This is a genomic window from Kribbella sp. WER1 (genome assembly GCF_054189145.1).
In genome coordinates, this window is the sequence record NZ_CM135186.1 from 389,270 (window position 1) to 405,763 (window position 16,494).

Here is a 16,494-nt window from a genome sequence, read left to right on the forward strand (position 1 = left end):
ACCCGAACGGTGACGATTCAGAAACTGTCGGTTCTCGATGGTTGGCTTCCTTTCATGACGACGCCGTCCCCGGGCCCTAACGGTGAGACCGAAGACATTGTGCGTGCGAGGTACAGGTACCGATTGCGGGTCTCGTCCGCAGCCGCCGACGCATTGCTTCGCGAGTGGGATCGTTGCCGGTGGGTCTGGAACGAGTGCGTCGCGAAAGCCCGGCAGGTCCATTTGCACAATCGGGCCACTCCCGATCGCAAGCTGACCTGCGGCCCGGCGCAGCTCGACCGGATGCTTACGCAGGCGCGCGCTCGCGTGCCGTGGCTGCGTGCGGGTGCCAGCGTGCCACAGCAGCAAACGATCAGGGACTTCGCCAAGTCCAGAACGAAGGCGTTGAAAGACATCAACGACGGGCTGCCGCAACGACAGCGTGCCGGCATGCCTCGCCCGAAGAAGAAGCGGGTCGCGCTGCCGACCCTCAACTACACGAGGAACGGCTTCCGCTTGAAGGCCGGGCGTCTGCAGCTCGCGGGCGGGATCGTCCTCACCGTGGTGTGGTCTCGCGACCTCCCGTCGCCGCCGTCTTCGGTTCGCGTCTTCCGTGACAGTTCGGGGCATTGGTACGCAACATTCGTCGTCGTCGCGCAGCCAGACCCACTGCCCGCGACCGGTCGCGCCATCGGTGTGGACTGGGGCGTCAAGGTAACCGCGACGACTACCTGTGACAACTACGACTTGCTGCATGCTCAGCACGGCAAGATTGCCGCAAAGCGGCTCGCCAAGTACCAGCGGGCGATGGCGCGCAGAAAGCCGGTCACAGGACAAGTCGAGTCGCGAGGATACCGCGCCGCAAGAGGTAAGGCCGCAAAGCTGCAGAAGAAGGTCGCGAGACAACGACAGGACACTGCCAGGAAATGGGCGAAAGCAGTTGTTCGCGACCATGATGTGATTGCCGTCGAAGACTTCCGCCCGAAGTTCCTCGCCAAGTCCTCGATGGCCCGGAAAGCCGCCGACGCAGCGATCGGCGTGACGAAGCAAGCTCTGCTCGAAATGAGCCACAAGCATGGGCGCGAAGTGCGTCTCGTGAATCCCGCGCATACCACGATGGACTGCGCGGCGTGCGGTGCGAGAACCAAGCACGCACTTCCCCTTTCCGAACGTACCTATACCTGCATCTCGTGCGGCATGGTGTCTCCGAGAGACAAGAACTCCGCTCGCGTGATGCTCGTCCGGGCTGGTCTGTCCCCGGCTGGTGCTGACGGCGCAAGACCTCTGGCAGCACGCCTGCCGGGGCAGCCTGAGCCAGGAATCCCACCTTCAGGAGGGAGCAGTCAATTGGTGGTCCTCTCCACTTCGTGAGTGATGCGGGTCCAGGGGCTGGGGACGTCCTGGATTCCGTAGATGCCTGACGTCAAGCGGTCGAACGCGTTGCCGACGGCCCCGAGTACCACCGCTTCGCGGCCCAGGGCTGCGGCGGCGAAGGGTGGGCGTTCGGGGAAGACCAGTTCGTTTTCGACCGCGGCGGCGAGTGGGCGGAGCAGGGCGCTGCTGTCTGCCGCGGGGCCGCCGCGGACGACGATCACCTCTGGGTCGACGACCAGGAGGACGGTCGCGATCCGCGGGGCGATTTGCTGGCAGAACTCTTGGAGCTCGGCCTGCGCTGCGGCGTCTCCGGCGGCGGCAGCGGTCAGTACTTCGGCGCCGGTCGGCCGAGTCGACCAGACGAGCTGTCCGCGCTGGGCGTTCCGCGTCCACCGCATTCCGCGTTGCGCGCCCAACTCGCCTGCCAGCCGGTGACGTCCTTGCCGGATGACGCCGTTCAGCACGATCGACACCGACAGCCGGTGCCCGATCTGCAGATAGACGACGTCGGAGTACCCAAGCCCCGCCCCACCCCGCTGCTCCGCCAGCGCCGCCAGCTTGATGTCGTTGTCCACCACCACCGGAACCCCGAGCTCCTTCGCCAGCAACTCCCCCACCGGCAACCCCACCAGCCCGGGGGTCGCGAGGCTGGCCCGCAACCGCCCGTCCGCCTCCACCACCCCCGGCAGCCCAATCCCCACCGCCCGCAACCGCCGAAGGTCAAGCGGACCCGAAGACGCGGAGGAACCACCGCGCGAACCGGCAGCCGCGTCCAGCGCACGCCACTCGGCACCACCTGAGCCGGCGGATACCTCCGACGCGCAGCGCGCGGTGTCGGCTGCGGCCTGCAGGGCGCAGGGGATCAGGCTCAGGTCGGCGGGGCCGTTGGAGGGTAGTTCGGCGTAGGCGAGTCGGGTGCCAGAGAGGTCGCAGATGATGGCCCGGGCGCCCCGCGGGCCGAGGTCGACGCCGGCTACCAGGCCCGTCTCGCGGGCGAAGCGGAAGGCTCGGGCCGGGCGGCCGGGACCTGCCGTCGCCGGGCTGGCGGACTCCACCAGGCCGGCGGCGAGCAGGTCGTCGAGGACGGCGTGCACGGTCGGGCGCGACAGGCCGGTGCCCTCGCTGAGCATGCCGACAGTGCGCGCCTCGTCCGCGTCGGAGAGGAAACGCAGGCAGGCGACCTGGTTCGCCGCTCGCTCCGCCTGCGCGGCTCCGCGTGCAGTCTCCATCGACCCCAACCCATTAAGGAACCGGCTTTAATAAAGACGGTAACAGAATGCGCGGACCGACGGCAATGACCGTTGCTCCAAGCAACTACCGCTGCAGCACCGTGCGCTCGACGACCGTCCACGTGGTCGTCGTCAGCACGTACAACCCGGCCGCCAACGGCACGAACGCCACCGTCAGCAAGGTCCCGAACGGCAGCAACTGCGCCATCCGCCGAGACAGCGTGGTGGCCGACGCGTCCAGCTGCCGCAGCTGCAGCCGCGCCGAGAAGAACGCGACTACAGCGAGCAACACAGCGATCACCAGGTACGCCGGAGTGCCGGTCAGGATCGGCCAATGCGCACCGAGGGGCGCCCCGAACAGGCTTCCGCTGATCAGCTGGTTCGACTCCCCCGCGACCACCGCGCGGGAGAACAGCGTGTACATCAGCCAGAAGAACGGCAGCTGCGCGAGCAACGGCAGGAACCCGGCGAACAGCGACGTACCGGACTCCGACTGCAGTTTGGTCAGCTCGCACTGCAGCCGCTCCGGATCACCCCGGTGCTTCTCGGTGAGTTGTTTGTACTGCGGCATCAACGCCGCGCGCGCCTGCATCCCGCGATGCGCCCGCACGCTGAGCGGGACCAGACACAGCCGGACGAGCAGGGTACACAGCACGATCGCGACCACGGCGGCGTACGCACCGGTCAGTGGTTGCAGGACGGAGACGAAGGACGTGAGCATGTGATAGGCACCGGCGACCGGTGCCTCCAGGAAAGAAGGCACAGCAAAACTCCACGAGTGGGTAGGAACTGGTAGCGAGGTGGTCCGCTACAGTCCCGGGGCTCGTGGCCGGGCTCTCCCGGCAGCATCGGGATCCCGGAGCAACAGATAGGCCGTACGCCGGGCGTTGGCCCGGGTGGCGCTCGAACGTGCCGGCAGCGGCGAGGCCATCGGATGGCGCGACGCCGTCCGGGCGACCTGGACCGCCAGGAACAGCAAGGCCGCCGCCGTGAACACGGCGACGGCCAGCAGACCCGCATCCGGGCCGAGGGCAGGCATCGCCAGCGACCAGACGCCGGCGAACACCTGCCCCATCGTCATCAGTCCAGGTAGTCGCGAAGCACCTGGGACCGCGACGGGTGCCGGAGCTTCGACATGGTCTTGGACTCGATCTGGCGGATCCGCTCGCGGGTCACGCCGTACACCTTGCCGATCTCGTCGAGGGTCTTCGGCTGACCGTCGGTGAGACCGAAGCGCATCGAGACCACGCCGGCCTCACGCTCGGACAGCGTGTCCAGCACCGCGTGCAGCTGCTCCTGGAGCAGCGTGAACGAGACCGCCTCGGCCGGCACGATCGCCTCGGAGTCCTCGATCAGGTCGCCGAACTCGGAGTCGCCGTCCTCACCGAGCGGGGTGTGCAGCGAGATCGGCTCCCGGCCGTACTTCTGCACCTCGATGACCTTCTCCGGGGTCATGTCGAGCTCCTTGGCGAGCTCCTCCGGAGTGGGCTCCCGGCCGAGGTCCTGCAGCATCTGCCGCTGGACACGGGCCAGCTTGTTGATGACCTCGACCATGTGCACCGGGATCCGGATGGTGCGGGCCTGGTCGGCCATCGCCCGGGTGATCGCCTGCCGGATCCACCAGGTGGCGTACGTCGAGAACTTGTAGCCCTTGGTGTAGTCGAACTTCTCGACCGCACGGATCAGACCGAGGTTGCCCTCCTGGATCAGGTCCAGGAACAGCATGCCGCGGCCGGTGTAGCGCTTGGCCAACGACACCACCAGGCGCAGGTTGGCCTCGAGCAGGTGGTTCTTGGCGCGCCGGCCGTCCTCGGAGATCCACTCGTACTCGTCGCGGACCTTGTCCTTGAGCTTGGCGGCCTCGTCGGCGGACTGCTCCTCGGCGAACAGGCCGGCCTCGATCCGCTTCGCGAGCTCGACCTCCTGCTCGGCGTTCAGCAGCGGGACCTTGCCGATCTGCTTCAGGTAGTCCTTGACCGGGTCCGCGGTGGCACCGGCGACCATCACCTGCTGCTCGGGCTCGTCGGTCTCGTCGGCCTCGGAGACGATGAAGCCCTGGTCCTCGGTGAGCTCCTTCTCCAGCCCCTTGACCGCGTCCGGCTGGAAGTCGGACTCGTCCACCTCGTCGAGCGCGCGCGGCTTCCCGGTCTTCGGGTCGATCGCCAGACCCGCCTCGGACACTGCCTTCTTCGCCGGAGCCTTCTTGGCAGCGGCCTTCTTCGCGGGGATACCGTCCTCCTTGGTGCCGGCGGCCTTCACCGCCGCCTTCTTCGCGGCCACCTTCTTGGCGGCCGGCTCGGTCACTCGGGCGCTGGTCCTCGGAGCCGTGCTACGGGCGGTGGCGGCCACGGCCCGGGCCGGCTCGGCGGGAAGATTCTCGGACGAGCTGGACGACACGAATTACCTCTCGTCTGACGCAGGGTTTGTACGACGGTACGACGTTGTGTATCTGAGACTTTGGGTACTGCGGTGTGCGGCTGCTCGCTGGTCAGGCGGCGGCAACAGTCCATTGTAATCCGCGAACCAAGGCCACGCGTCGCACGACCCCCCAGAAGAGCGCATTTCCGGAGGGTCGTCCGTCGATCTTTGCTCACCCGTTACGTGTCTTGCGGAGCGGTCGCGCGACGACCGGCCGCCGGACCAGCTGCTGCTCCTGTTTGAACTGCCGGACCTTCACCAGCGACGCCACGTCGATGACGTCGGCGACCGACTTGTACGCGCCGTCCTCGCCGTACGGCTCGGACGCCTCGCGCCAGCCGCGCGGCCGGACCTTGAGCTGCTTGCCGAGCAGCGCGACGAAGATCTTCGCCTTCTGCGCGCCGAACCCGGGCAGGGCGGACAGCCGGGCCAGCAGGTCGTCACCGGACTTCACGTCGGACCACAGGCCCGACGCGTTCCCGGAGTACTGCTCGTCGAGGTGCTTGGCCAGGGTCTGGATCCGGGCCGCCATCGCGGTCGGGAACCGGTGGACGGCGGGCGGGCCGGCCACCACCTCGACGAACGCGTCCGGGTCGTAGTGCGCGACCGTGGACGGATCGAACGGGCCGAGCATTCGTTGCGCGATCGCGACCGGGCCGGCGAACGCCCGCTCCATCGGGATCTGCTGGTCGAGCAGCATGCCCACCAGCAAGGCGAACGGATCTCTGCTCAACATCTCGTCGGCGTCGGGTTGCTGGGCCAGGCACAGCTTCCTGCTGCGTGTCGAAGTCACCTCAGTCCTCCCCTCCTTCGATCAACTCAGCGTCGGCCTTCACGGCCAGCACCGGACACGGCGCGTCCAGCAGCACCCGCTGCGCGTTGCTGCCGAGGATGAGCTTGCCGACCGGTGACCGGCGCCGCAGCCCGATCACGATGAACTCCGCGTGCACCTGCTCGGCGACGGCCACCAGGTCCTCCGCCGGGTCCAGTCCACGGACCAGCTGCCGCACCTCGTACGGCACACCGGTCGAGTCGAGTTGCTCCCGTACTTCCGTCAGCGCCGCGTCGCTTGCCGCGGCCTCGTCGCTGTCGTAGCTGCGCCCGCCCCGATGCGAGTTCACCACCACCAGCTTGGCGTCCCGCAGCGTCGCTTCCTCCGCTGCCCGCCGAAGGGCCGCACGGCCTTCCGCCTTCGGCACATAACCCACGACGATGGTCGTCATCGCCCTGCCTCACCTCCGGGTGTGTGTCGACCCGTCTCGAACGATACTGCTCCCGACCCCGGTCGGCATCCGCTGCATTTGCACCTGTTGTGTCGCACCGGTGACGGAGGGCTGCCGGTGCCCGACTACTACCCGCCGCGGGCCTGCCTAACCTTCCGGTGGCCACACCTTTGCAGGGCTGTCACCAAAAGCGCCACCCCTGTAGTCCGGGTCGTTATCGAACTCGTCCCGATTGGGCCTCGCGACGCGCTCGGGTACGACGTTGCCCTGGGCAAGAGCGGACGGTTCCGTGGGGAGGACCGTGGTTCCGCGCGGCGTTGTCCGACGTTGTCGACGGTTCCTGACCGTTACTAACCGGTTCAGTCCGTCGGCCATTCGTGGACTGGCGTGTTGTCGTGCATGTGGTCGCGGTACCGGCGTAACATCCCGCGCAATGCGTCCCGGCGACCGTGCGAGCCCTGTGTATACAGGCGATGGAAGACGTCGGCCTGCCAGGACGCACCGTTACGGTTGGTGAGGCAACGCTGCTCGACGATCCCCAGCAACCGGTCCCGGACCGCGACGTCGACGCCCCAGGCATCGAGACCGCGAACCGCCAACGGCAGCAGGCGTCTGAGCACCAGCTCGGTCGCGCGCGCCGTCCCGACCCCGGGCCAGAACACCTCGGCGTCGATCCCGTTGCGGGCCGCGGTGTGGAAGTTCTCCTCGGCGGCACTGAACGACATCTGTGACCAGATCGGCCGTTCGTCGTCGGCCAGCGCGCGGACCAGCCCGAAGTAGAAGGCGCCGTTGGCAATCGTGTCGACCACCGTCGGCCCGGCCGGCAGCACCCGGTTCTCGACCCGCAGATGCGGCTTCTCCCGGACAACGTCGTACACCGGGCGGTTCCAGCGATAGATCGTCCCGTTGTGCAGCCGTAATTCCGAAAGGGCTGGTGTGTCGCCGCGGTCCAGGACGGCGATCGGATCCTCGTCGGAGGTGACCGGCAGCAGCGCCGGGTAGTACCGCGAGTTCTCCTCGAAGAGGTCGAAGATCGAGGTGATCCAGCGTTCACCGAACCACACTCGCGGGCGTACGCCCTGGGTCTTGAGTTCGTGCGTGCGGGTGTCGGCGGCCTGCTCGAACAACGCGATCCGGGTCTCCCGGAGCAGCTCCTTGCCGAACAGGAACGGCGAGTTCGCCCCAACCGCGAGCTGGACGCCGGAGATCGCCTGGGCGGCGTTCCAGTACCGCGGGAACGCCTCGGGCGTCACCTGCAGGTGGAACTGTGTCGACGTACAGGCGGCCTCCGGGACGATGCTGTCCGCGGTCACCTGGAGGCGTTCGACACCGTCGATGGAGATCTGCACGTCCTCGCCGCGGGCGGCGAAGATCTGGTCGTTGAGCAGCGCGTACCGCGGGTTGGTGCTGAGCGACTCGCGCTTGATGTGCTCGGTCAGCAGGGTCGGCAGGATCCCGACCACCACCATCGACGAGCCGGTCCGGGCCGCCTTGTCCTCGGCCGCGTTCAGGCTGTCGCGGATGTTCGACTCCATCGTGTCCAGCCCGAGCCCGTCGATCTGCCCGGGCGGCACGTTGATCTCGATGTTGAACTGGCCGAGCTCGGTCTGGAACGCGTCGTCCTCGATCGCGCTGAGCACCTCGGCGTTCTTCATCGCCGGGTCGCACTGCTCGTCGACGAGGTTCAGCTCGATCTCGATCCCGGTCATCGGCCGCTCCGGCGCGAACCGGTTCTCCCGCAGCATCCGCGCGAAGGCGTCCAGATTGCGGTGCACCTGTTCCCGGAACGCGGTCCGGTCCGCCCGGGTGAACTCGACCCGGTCGACTTCCTCACCCATCGCGCCTCCCCTGTGGCTCCTTCGCTCAGTGTGCCTGAAGGTGCCCGGTAGCGCGCTGTTCAATCGCGTCGTGGTCAGACCGGGACGACGATGAAGTGGTCGCGCTCGATCCGGACCGGCTCGTCCCCGGCCGCCGCCAGCACCTCGACCAGTTCGTCGAGTACGGCGGGCCGCAGCTGCAGGACGTGTTCGCCGGGATGCCGGTCGGCGCCCATCGGGTAGTCCTTGCCGGGTTCCGCGGTCATCTCGACGTGCGCGCCCAGTACCCACTCCACGGCATTGCCTGCGGCAACGAACTCCCCCAGCCGCCGGACACTCGCCCGGTACGCCGCCCAGTCCTTCACGTACAACCGGCCCGGATACAAGGAGTCTCCGGTCAGCAGCAGCCGCGTACGCCGGTCGTACAGCGTGACGTCCGCGCCCTGGTGTCCCGGGATCGGGATCACGTCGACGACTCGCTCCCCCAGGTCGACGGTGCCGTTGTGGTGCGGCCAGTTCCCGAGCCCGAAGTACGCCGCGACCTGCTCGACGGACCGTCCCACGACCGCGTCGAAGCCGCTGTCGCCGCCGACGTGGTCCCCGTGGCCGTGGCTGTGGGCGACGATCAGCTCGCGATCGCCGCGCAGGCTGTGGACCAGCTGAGGGAGGTCCGCCTCGCCGGTGCCGGTGTCGACGAGCAGGGCGTGCGTGGTGCCGAGCAGCAGGTAGAGGAACGGGCCCTCGAAGCTCGTGTGCAGGGCCTGCCGGATGATCGCCGTCCGGTCGTCGTACCAGTGGACCTGGTGATCGGGCGTGGCCGGGTCGGTGCCGTCGTCCCAGTGGCCGGGGAAGGTCATGGCGGGAATTGTCGGTGCCGGCGGCGACAATTGGCGAGTGCGTAATGATCCGTCGGTGCTGCACGTCGACCTGGACGCGTTCTTCGCGGCCGTCGAGCAGCGGGACAAGCCGTCGCTGCGGGGCAAGCCCGTGGTGGTCGGCGGGATCGGCGTGCGCGGAGTCGTGTCGACGGCGTCGTACGAGGCGCGGCGGTACGGCGTCCGCTCGGCGATGTCGACGGCGGAGGCACGCTCGCGTTGTCCGCACGCGGCGTACCTCGGTCCGCGGTTCGAGGTGTACCGGGAGACCAGCCGTGCGGTGATGGCCGAGATGCGGGCGCTGTCGCCGCTGGTCGAGCCGCTGTCGGTGGACGAGGCGTTCGTCGACCTGTCCGCGAGCGGTCTCACCGGGCTGACCGTGGACGACGTCCAGGCGATCGCCGACGACCTGAAGGCCGCGATCCGGAAGGTGAGCGGCGGGCTGACCGCCTCGGTCGGTGCCGGTACGTCGAAGCTGATCGCGAAGATCGCCAGCGATCTCGACAAGCCGGACGGCGTGGTCGTGGTGCCGCCCGGTACCGAGGCGGAGTTCCTGGCGCCGATGCAGGTGACCGTGATCCCCGGCGTCGGGCCGGCCACCGCGCAGCGGCTCAGCATGGCCGGAGTCCGGACCGTCGCAGACCTGCAGCAGCTCGACGAGGATGAGCTGATCCGCCAGGTCGGCTCCGCGCACGGGACCAGCCTGCACCGGCTGGCGATCGCCGCCGACGACCGGCCGGTGGTGAGCGACCGGGAGACCAAGTCGGTGAGCGTCGAGGACACGTTCGAGACCGACATCATCGACCGCGCGCTGCTCACCGCGATCAGCGACCGGATGGCGCACCGGGTCGCCGAGCGGCTGCAGAAGGCCCAGCTGTCCGGCCGGACCGTCACGGTCAAGACCCGGATGCACGACTTCACCACCCACACCCGGTCCTCGACGCTGGCCGGGCCGACCGACGACGTCCGGGTGATCGCGCGGGTCGCCCGCCGGCTGCTCGAGGAGAGCGAGATCGGCGGCGGCATCCGGTTGCTCGGTGTAGGCGTCTCGTCACTGGCCGACTGGATCCAGGACGACCTGTTCACCGAGGACGAGCACGCGGCGAACCCGATCGAGGTCGTCGAGCTGCCGGCCCGGCCGCGCGACCAGCGCGGGTTCCACCCCGGCCAGGACGTCGCGCACCCCGACCACGGGCGCGGCTGGGTGTGGGGTTCCGGGCGCGGCCGGGTGACTGTCCGGTTCGAGACCGCGGACACTCCGCCGGGGCCGGTCCGGACGTTCTCGGTCGACGATCCGGCGCTTACCAAGGTGCAGCACACCGGTGCGGATGCAGACGGCGGACCCGAAACCGACCACAATGGGTCAGGTGACTGACGACCGGCGGGGTGTGTACCCGTTCTGCGCGCCGTGCACCGCGGCGTCGGAGGCCTGGCGTGCCGCCGAGCTGACCGGCCCGATGGGCGGCCGGTTCTACGGCCATCACGACGTCTGCGAGAACTGCGGGTCCTCGGTGCGGACCCTCTACCACACGGTGCTGTGGGTGCCGGTGTCGAAGGCCGGGCGGTACCGGATCATCCCGACCGGCGGCCGGTCGTACGTCGCCCGCCGGGTGGTCGACCAGCCGGCGCCGCCCGAGGTACGCCGGGATCCGGTGCCGGTCGCGCATCCCGAGCTGGACGCGAGCCCGGAGTACCGGCTGGCCGAGGCGTGCTGGGCGGAGAGTGAACCGGGCCAGGCACTGCCGCACTACCAGGCGGCGCTGGCCGAGCGGGAGCAGCTGCTCGCCGCCGACGACCCGGCGACGCTGCGGGTCCGGCTGCGGGTGGCGCAAGGGTTGCTCGCGACCGCGAACTACGGGCGCGCGATCGCCTGGTTCGAGCTGATCACGCCGCAACTGGTGGCGGTGTTCGGGCCGCATCACGAGTACACCCGGGCGGCGACCGAGGCGGTCACCGGTGCCCGGCTGATGGTCGGCGGGCCGCGTTCGGAGGCGCTGCTGCTGGGCGACATTGTTGCCGCCGACATCCATCGGCTCTCGGCGACGGACCCGCAACTGGTGCGCGATCGGGCCGCGCTGGGGAAGGCGTTGCTGGCGTGCGGCGACATCTCGGACGCGGTCGAGGCGCTGATCCGGGTCGTCCGGGACGCCGTACCCGGTCATCCTGACACAGCTGTGTATCGCGCGGCGTTGACGGAGGCGTGCGAGGTGGCGGAGGCGCGCGGGAAGAAGCGTGACGTGCAACTGGCGGGTGCGGCGCGGCAGTTGCTCAGCCGCGCAGACGCACCGACAAGCACGTGACACAGCCTTCGAGCTTCTCGAACTCACTGATGTCGACGACGACCGGCGTGTAGCCGAGGCTTGCGAAGAAATCGGCCGACTGGGGCGCCGAGGCGGCCATCAGCAGGCGGTTGCCGTCCAGCAGCACGACGTGGGCGCCGGCTTCCTCGGGTACTGCGCGGAAGCTGTCGAACGCGTCCGGGTCGTCGACGAGCGGCTCGTACCCGATGACCGTCCCGTCCGGCAGCGCAGTCACCGCCGACTTCAAATGCAGCACCTTCCGCACCGGGACAGCACGCACGTCGGCTGAGACGGCCGCTCGGAGCTGGGCGATGCCTTCAGCGTTCGTGCGGCCGCCTTCGCCGACGTAGATGGTGGTGCCGACCTTCAGGGCGTCGCCGCCGTCGAGGGTGCCGGGAGCGGTGATCGGTACGAGGCGGTAGCCCTGGGCGGCGACCGTCTCCGCGGCGGCGGCTGCTTCCGGGCGGCGTTCGGTGGCGCCGGCGCGGGCGATCACCGCGACGTCGCCGTACACGACCATCGTGTCCTCGACGAACACCCCGTCCGGGCACTCGTCTACCGCCGGCACCTCGACGGTCGCCCAGCCCGTGCCGTGCAGCGCGTCGACGTACGACTGCCACTGCTGCACCGCGAGCGCGACGTCCACCGGCTGCCGCTCGATGTGCGTGACCAGCCCCTCGGCGAGGCGCGGACTCGGGCGGCGGATCAAAGCGGTCGGCATGAGCGCAGGGTATCGGGGTACCGGCAGGCCACCGAGAAAGGAGCACCCCGATGCCGAAGATCCTTCCCGCCACCGGCGGCGACGTGGTCGAGATCATCCTCGCCGACCACCGCTGGTTCGAGGAGGCGCTGCGCGAGCTGCGCGACGTCCGCAGCGACCGGGCCGCCGTCCTCGCCGACCTGGCCACCGTGCTGATCGCACACGCCGAGGCGGAGGAAACGAAGGTCTATCCGAGCCTGCGGCGCAAGGACGCGATCGACGCCGACGAGGTCGAGCACTCCGAACACGAACACGCCGAGGGCAACGAAGCACTGCTCGCGCTGATGGAGGTCGACGACACCGGCAGCGAGGACTTCAGCACCAAGCTGCACGAACTGTCCGAGGCGCTCACCCACCACCTCGACGAGGAGGAACGCGACGTCCTGAACCCGGCCCGCACCGACGTCACGGAGCAGGTACGGCGTGACCTCGGCGACCGCTTCGCCGCCGAACGTGCCCGGCTGATCGACGCCGGCTGCGGCGACATCGCCAACGTCCGCAAGGTCGTGCTCACAGCCGAAGCGTGAGCCCTTCGTCGGCCGCGATCACTTCTCCGTCGAAGACCGCCGTCGCCTCCCGCACCGAGACGCCTCGATCCGAGCCCGGCCAGAAGTGCGTGAGCAGCAACCGCCGCGCACCGGCCGCACCGTGCGCAGCCTCGGCGGCCGTCATCAGATAGCTGTCGGAAGCATCGCCTTGCAGCGTGGCGTCCGAGATGAAGAGGTCGGTCCCCTCGGCCAGCCTCCGCAGCTCCGGCGACGGTCCGCTGTCGCCGGTGTACGCGACGGACACCCCGGGCGCCGACAGCCGCACCCCGAGATTCGTCTTGTAATGCGGGAGTTCCACGGTCAGTACGTCGAACGGCCCGATCCGCGTCGTCGCCGCCAGGTCGTGGACCGCGAAGACGGTCGCCGGATCCGGGTTCGGCTCGAGAGCACGCAGCACCTCCAGCGTCTCCGGCGTGCAGTGCAGCGGGACGGGCGGCGCGTCCGGCGCCTCGTAGTGCCGGACGCGGGCGAGCGCGCTCACGTCGACGCAGTGGTCCGGGTGCTGGTGGGTGACGATCACCGCGTCGACCTCGCCGCGCGGGCAGTACTCCAGCAGCCGCGGCAGAGCGGCGTACCCGAGGTCCAGCAGCACGCGGAACCCGTCGTACTCCAGCAGGAACCCGGCGCAGGCGCGGCCCGGCTCCGGCCAGGCGCCGCAGGAGCCGAGGACCGTCAGCGACCGGCTCACCGGGACGCGAACGGCTGGTTCGTCGGCACGATCTCCTTGCCGAGCGGGACCAGCGAGACCGGGATCAGCTTGAAGTTCGCGATGCCGAGCGGGATGCCGACCACGGTCAGGCAGAGCGCGATCCCGGTGGTCAGGTGGCCGAGCGCCAGCCACCAGCCGGCGAAGACGATCCAGATCAGGTTGCCGAGCAGTGCGCCCGCGCCGGCGCTGCGCTTGTCGACGATGGTGCGGCCGAACGGCCACAGCGTGTACCCGGCGATCCGGAACGCGGCGACACCGAACGGGATCGTCACGATCAGGATGCAGCAGATGATCCCGGCGACCGCGTACCCGACCGCCAGCCAGAACCCGGCCAGCACCAGCCAGATCAGGTTGAGAAGCGTCTTCATGTCTCCCAGCGTGCCACCTGACGGGTGTGTTCCCGGACGAGTTCGGCGACAAGTCCGGGATCGTTCCGGGGCATCCAGTGGCCGCCCCTGACCACCTTGACGGTGCTGTTCGGGGCCCAGCGCGCGATGTCGGTCTGCAGCGGCGTCGTGACGAACGGGTCCGCGTCCGGCGAGACGGCGAGCACCGGTACGCCGGTCCGCCGTTCCGTCGGGCGGGTCAGCCGCGGGAGGACGTTCGCGCGGTACAGCTTCAGGCCGTTGACGTAGTCGCCGAGTTCGCGCTGGTCGTCCGGGTGCTGTTGCTCGAGGCGGTTGAAGAGGCGTTGGGCCCAGCCTTTCCGCCAGGCGAGCTCGGGCAGGTACGGGAGGTGGAAGTAATAGATGTACCAGGAATGGAGCAGTTGTTTGATTGCCGCTCTGTCTCTCCGGCGGATGAAGTACCCGGCATGGTCGAGTGACGGCCCTGAGATGCTCGTGAAGGAGATGATGCGCCGCTGGAGGTCCGGGTCGGTGATGAAGTGCCAGGCCTGGATTGAGCCCCAGTCGTGGGCCAGCACGTGCACTTCCCGACCGCCGAGGACTGCTTCGAAATCTTCTTGCAAGCGGCCCAGGGCATAGGCAGACGTGCTGCTCGGGTGGTCGGATTGGCCGGCGCCGCGGACGTCGTACGTGACGACCTCGAAATCCTCCGCGAGTCGTTCGGCGACCGGTTCCCACAGCCTCGCGTTGTCCGGGTAGCCGTGCACGCAGACGAGGACCGGTGCGCCCGGGTTCGGGTAGGTGTAGACGGCGAGGCGGGTGCCGTCCGCGCTAGTAGCTGTCGACTTCGAGGGTGGCAAAGGTCATCCCCGCCTTCACCAGTCGTTCGCGCAGCGCCGGTCCCATGGCCGCGGCGGTGGTGGTCTGTCCGGCGGTCTCCGGCAGGTCGTCGAGTGCGAGGCAGAGCGTGCTCTCGCCGAGCATCTTCGCGGTCTCGTCGTACCCCGGGTCGCGGCCGGCGACCTCGGTGACGACCTGCTTCCCGCCGCCGCGCCCGACGAAGCGGACGTTGAACCACGAGCGGGCCCGGGTCTCGGCGCTCGGCCCGTCGCCGGGCTGCAGCCGGTTCAGCAGCGCCTTGCGGACCGGCGGCACCTGCGCGCCGGCGACCAGCAGCCCGACCCCACCGATGCCTGCGGCAACAGTCGGCAGGCGCTTCAGCGCGGCGTAGTGCGAGTACCGGAAGTCCGGCCCGTACCGGTCCAGCAGCCGCGCGGAGAAGCCGACGATCTGCGGGTCGATGGTCGGCAACGGCACCGCCCAGAACCCTTGCTGCCGGTGGATCGTCCCAGCAACGGCGCGTGCCTTCCGGCCCTCCGGCCGCGGCTCGGCGGCCCGCCGCGCACGGTGCGCCTCCAGGTTCTGCTTCGGCCGGGAGAATGCGGTGATCGCGGTGTGGAACGTCCCGCCCGACGGCCGCCCGCCGGCCCGGAGCAGCCCGTCGACCTGGATCGGTACGTTCTCCGGCAACTGCTCGACGGTGAACTGAACGCCGAGGTCGTACGGGATCGAGTCGAACCCGCACGCGTGCACGATCCGCGCACCGGTCTGCGTCGCGCGGTCGTGGTACCGCACGTACATCCGGTCGAGGAACTCCGGCTCGCCGGTCAGGTCGAGGTATCCGGTCCCGGCCTCGGCGCAGGCCGCGACCAGCGGTTCGCCGTACTGCACGTACGGGCCGACCGTGGTGGCGACCACCTTCGCCGACCCGGCCAGCTCGCGCAGCGACCGCGGATCGGTGACGTCGGCGTACAGGACGTCCTGGCCGAACCGCTCGAGCTTGGACTTGTTGCGTCCGGCAACGGCCCAGCGGAATCCCGTCGGTGCGTTCTTCGCCAGGTACTCCGCGGTCAGCGCCCCGGTGAACCCGGACGCACCCAGGAGTACGGCGTCGTACCTGCGGCTCATCGTCCGGCGGCCTTCTCCGCGTCGGCCAGCCCGCCCGCGCCGGTCGGCCGGGACGACGCCTCCGCGCCGCGCGCCTGGACGTCGGCGAGCGCCGCCGCGTCCGCCTTCGGGACGCTGAACCGGGACCCTGCCTCGATGATGTGCGGCAGCGCCCAGCGGACCACCTTGAGCGCGCCGATCCAGCCGGGCACGTGCACGGTCCGCGAGCGCTTGGTGATGCCCTCGACGAACTTGCCGACCGCGAAGTCCAGCGGGTACGTCCTGCCGACCATCGGGATGCCGGTCCGGACCTTGCCGAACACCGGATGCGTGTCGACGCCGCGCACCATGTCGGTGTCCACGAACGTCATGTGCGCGACCCCGACCCGGACGCCGAGGTGCTTGAGCTCCGGCCGCAGCGTGTCGCCCATCGCCTCGACCCCGGCCTTCGCCACGTTGTACGACGCCAGGCCCGGGATATGCACGATCGCGGCCAGCGACGACACCAGCAGCAGGTACCCCTTGCTCTCCAGCAGGTACGGCAGCGTCAGACGCACGGTCTTCCAGACGCCCAGCAGGTTCACGTCGATGACGCGCTCCCAGGCCTTCGGGTCCATGCTGCGGGTGAAGCCCGGCGCGGCGATCCCGGCGTTCGCCATCACGACGTCGATCCGCCCGTACCGCTCCGCGACGCCCTCGACGGCGGCCTGCAGCGACTCCACGTCGGTGACGTCGGCCTCCCACCAACCGGCGTCCGGGCCGCAGTCCTCGGCGACCTTCTTCAGTTCGTCCGGCTCCAGGCCGACGAGCGCGAGCTTGGCGCCGCCCTGCGCGAGCTTCCGGGCGACCGCGGCACCGATCCCACGGGAGGCTCCGGTGACGAGCACGACTTGACCGGCCAACGGACGCATCGGGAACCTCCAGCTTGTTGAGTAGATACTCAACAGTAAGTGCTTGTTGACCATTTA

The 16,494-nt window shown here is 69.3% G+C and carries 18 protein-coding genes; 4 read left to right on the forward strand and 14 right to left on the reverse strand.

Annotated elements, in window-relative coordinates; genetic code table 11:
- The first annotated feature begins 9 nt into the window (after positions 1 to 9).
- Positions 10 to 1,350: an RNA-guided endonuclease InsQ/TnpB family protein gene (locus ACXJJ3_RS01895; RefSeq protein ID WP_458168090.1), complete on the forward strand. Its 1,341-nt coding sequence runs from the start codon at positions 10 to 12 to the stop codon at positions 1,348 to 1,350.
- Here the strand turns inward: ACXJJ3_RS01895 and ACXJJ3_RS01900 are convergent.
- The 8 genes from ACXJJ3_RS01900 to ACXJJ3_RS01935 form a co-directional block, all read right to left on the reverse strand.
- Positions 1,323 to 2,582, reverse strand: a complete 1,260-nt coding sequence (locus ACXJJ3_RS01900; RefSeq protein ID WP_458168091.1) for an ROK family protein — start codon at positions 2,580 to 2,582, stop codon at positions 1,323 to 1,325. The genes ACXJJ3_RS01895 and ACXJJ3_RS01900 overlap by 28 nt on opposite strands.
- A gap of 85 nt (positions 2,583 to 2,667) precedes the next feature.
- Positions 2,668 to 3,345 carry a YidC/Oxa1 family membrane protein insertase gene (locus ACXJJ3_RS01905; protein ID WP_458168092.1) on the reverse strand — a complete coding sequence of 226 codons (678 nt, stop codon included), beginning with the start codon at positions 3,343 to 3,345 and terminating at the stop codon, positions 2,668 to 2,670.
- Positions 3,346 to 3,390: 45 nt separating this feature from the next.
- Positions 3,391 to 3,663 carry a DUF6412 domain-containing protein gene (locus tag ACXJJ3_RS01910; protein WP_458168093.1) on the reverse strand — a complete coding sequence of 91 codons (273 nt, stop codon included), beginning with the start codon at positions 3,661 to 3,663 and terminating at the stop codon, positions 3,391 to 3,393.
- On the reverse strand, positions 3,663 to 4,979 hold the full coding sequence (locus ACXJJ3_RS01915) for an RNA polymerase sigma factor (RefSeq protein WP_458168094.1): 1,317 nt from the start codon (positions 4,977 to 4,979) through the stop codon (positions 3,663 to 3,665). Before ACXJJ3_RS01915 ends, ACXJJ3_RS01910 begins: the two co-directional genes overlap by 1 nt.
- A gap of 193 nt (positions 4,980 to 5,172) precedes the next feature.
- Positions 5,173 to 5,793, reverse strand: coding sequence for an HhH-GPD-type base excision DNA repair protein (locus tag ACXJJ3_RS01920; RefSeq protein ID WP_458168095.1), 621 nt, complete (start codon positions 5,791 to 5,793; stop codon positions 5,173 to 5,175).
- A gap of 1 nt (position 5,794) precedes the next feature.
- On the reverse strand, positions 5,795 to 6,223 hold the full coding sequence (locus tag ACXJJ3_RS01925) for a universal stress protein (RefSeq protein ID WP_458168097.1): 429 nt from the start codon (positions 6,221 to 6,223) through the stop codon (positions 5,795 to 5,797).
- A gap of 359 nt (positions 6,224 to 6,582) precedes the next feature.
- Positions 6,583 to 8,061 carry a glutamate--cysteine ligase gene (locus ACXJJ3_RS01930; protein WP_458168098.1) on the reverse strand — a complete coding sequence of 493 codons (1,479 nt, stop codon included), beginning with the start codon at positions 8,059 to 8,061 and terminating at the stop codon, positions 6,583 to 6,585.
- 74 nt (positions 8,062 to 8,135) lie between these two features.
- Positions 8,136 to 8,897 (reverse strand): MBL fold metallo-hydrolase, encoded by a 762-nt coding sequence (locus tag ACXJJ3_RS01935; RefSeq protein ID WP_458168099.1) that lies wholly within the window; start codon positions 8,895 to 8,897, stop codon positions 8,136 to 8,138.
- Between the two features lie 37 nt (positions 8,898 to 8,934).
- On the opposite strand from ACXJJ3_RS01935, the gene ACXJJ3_RS01940 reads away from it, so the two are divergent.
- The gene (locus tag ACXJJ3_RS01940) at positions 8,935 to 10,290 is read left to right on the forward strand and encodes a DNA polymerase IV (RefSeq protein ID WP_458168100.1); all 1,356 of its coding nucleotides are present in this window, start codon (positions 8,935 to 8,937) and stop codon (positions 10,288 to 10,290) included.
- Positions 10,283 to 11,215 carry a tetratricopeptide repeat protein gene (locus ACXJJ3_RS01945; RefSeq protein WP_458168101.1) on the forward strand — a complete coding sequence of 311 codons (933 nt, stop codon included), beginning with the start codon at positions 10,283 to 10,285 and terminating at the stop codon, positions 11,213 to 11,215. Before ACXJJ3_RS01940 ends, ACXJJ3_RS01945 begins: the two co-directional genes overlap by 8 nt.
- Here the strand turns inward: ACXJJ3_RS01945 and ddaH are convergent.
- Positions 11,184 to 11,936 (reverse strand): dimethylargininase, encoded by a 753-nt coding sequence (gene ddaH, locus ACXJJ3_RS01950; RefSeq protein WP_458168102.1) that lies wholly within the window; start codon positions 11,934 to 11,936, stop codon positions 11,184 to 11,186. The two genes, ACXJJ3_RS01945 and ddaH, sit on opposite strands and share 32 nt — an antisense overlap.
- Positions 11,937 to 11,986: 50 nt before the next feature.
- Between ddaH and ACXJJ3_RS01955 the strand changes: the two genes are divergently transcribed.
- Positions 11,987 to 12,502: a hemerythrin domain-containing protein gene (locus tag ACXJJ3_RS01955; protein WP_458168103.1), complete on the forward strand. Its 516-nt coding sequence runs from the start codon at positions 11,987 to 11,989 to the stop codon at positions 12,500 to 12,502.
- On the opposite strand, the gene ACXJJ3_RS01960 is transcribed toward ACXJJ3_RS01955, so the two are convergent.
- The 5 genes from ACXJJ3_RS01960 to ACXJJ3_RS01980 are packed head-to-tail and all read right to left on the reverse strand — an operon-like array spanning position 12,486 to position 16,437.
- The gene (locus tag ACXJJ3_RS01960; RefSeq protein WP_458168104.1) at positions 12,486 to 13,211 is read right to left on the reverse strand and encodes an MBL fold metallo-hydrolase; all 726 of its coding nucleotides are present in this window, start codon (positions 13,209 to 13,211) and stop codon (positions 12,486 to 12,488) included. The two genes, ACXJJ3_RS01955 and ACXJJ3_RS01960, sit on opposite strands and share 17 nt — an antisense overlap.
- Entirely contained in the window at positions 13,208 to 13,600 is a 393-nt protein-coding gene (locus tag ACXJJ3_RS01965; protein WP_458168105.1) for a YccF domain-containing protein, read from the reverse strand. Before ACXJJ3_RS01965 ends, ACXJJ3_RS01960 begins: the two co-directional genes overlap by 4 nt.
- A complete protein-coding gene (locus ACXJJ3_RS01970) occupies positions 13,597 to 14,439 on the reverse strand; it encodes an alpha/beta fold hydrolase (RefSeq protein WP_458168106.1) in 843 nt (280 codons plus the stop codon). Before ACXJJ3_RS01970 ends, ACXJJ3_RS01965 begins: the two co-directional genes overlap by 4 nt.
- Positions 14,411 to 15,547, reverse strand: coding sequence for a saccharopine dehydrogenase family protein (locus tag ACXJJ3_RS01975; protein ID WP_458168107.1), 1,137 nt, complete (start codon positions 15,545 to 15,547; stop codon positions 14,411 to 14,413). The genes ACXJJ3_RS01970 and ACXJJ3_RS01975 overlap by 29 nt, the downstream gene beginning before the upstream one ends.
- Positions 15,544 to 16,437: an SDR family oxidoreductase gene (locus ACXJJ3_RS01980; RefSeq protein WP_458168108.1), complete on the reverse strand. Its 894-nt coding sequence runs from the start codon at positions 16,435 to 16,437 to the stop codon at positions 15,544 to 15,546. Before ACXJJ3_RS01980 ends, ACXJJ3_RS01975 begins: the two co-directional genes overlap by 4 nt.
- Positions 16,438 to 16,494: the final 57 nt, after the last annotated feature.

What these genes read in the sequence shown, in the direction of transcription:
- ACXJJ3_RS01900 (WP_458168091.1), bottom strand. Translation starts at nt 2,582, where the DNA reads ATGGAGACTGCACGCGGAGCCGCGCAGGCGGAGCGAGCGGCGAACCAG.
- ACXJJ3_RS01910 (WP_458168093.1), bottom strand. Translation starts at nt 3,663, where the DNA reads ATGACGATGGGGCAGGTGTTCGCCGGCGTCTGGTCGCTGGCGATGCCT.
- ACXJJ3_RS01925 (WP_458168097.1), bottom strand. Translation starts at nt 6,223, where the DNA reads ATGACGACCATCGTCGTGGGTTATGTGCCGAAGGCGGAAGGCCGTGCG.
- ACXJJ3_RS01930 (WP_458168098.1), bottom strand. Translation starts at nt 8,061, where the DNA reads ATGGGTGAGGAAGTCGACCGGGTCGAGTTCACCCGGGCGGACCGGACC.
- ACXJJ3_RS01935 (WP_458168099.1), bottom strand. Translation starts at nt 8,897, where the DNA reads ATGACCTTCCCCGGCCACTGGGACGACGGCACCGACCCGGCCACGCCC.
- ddaH (WP_458168102.1), bottom strand. Translation starts at nt 11,936, where the DNA reads ATGCCGACCGCTTTGATCCGCCGCCCGAGTCCGCGCCTCGCCGAGGGG.
- ACXJJ3_RS01955 (WP_458168103.1), top strand. Translation starts at nt 11,987, where the DNA reads ATGCCGAAGATCCTTCCCGCCACCGGCGGCGACGTGGTCGAGATCATC.
- ACXJJ3_RS01965 (WP_458168105.1), bottom strand. Translation starts at nt 13,600, where the DNA reads ATGAAGACGCTTCTCAACCTGATCTGGCTGGTGCTGGCCGGGTTCTGG.
- ACXJJ3_RS01975 (WP_458168107.1), bottom strand. Translation starts at nt 15,547, where the DNA reads ATGAGCCGCAGGTACGACGCCGTACTCCTGGGTGCGTCCGGGTTCACC.
- ACXJJ3_RS01980 (WP_458168108.1), bottom strand. Translation starts at nt 16,437, where the DNA reads ATGCGTCCGTTGGCCGGTCAAGTCGTGCTCGTCACCGGAGCCTCCCGT.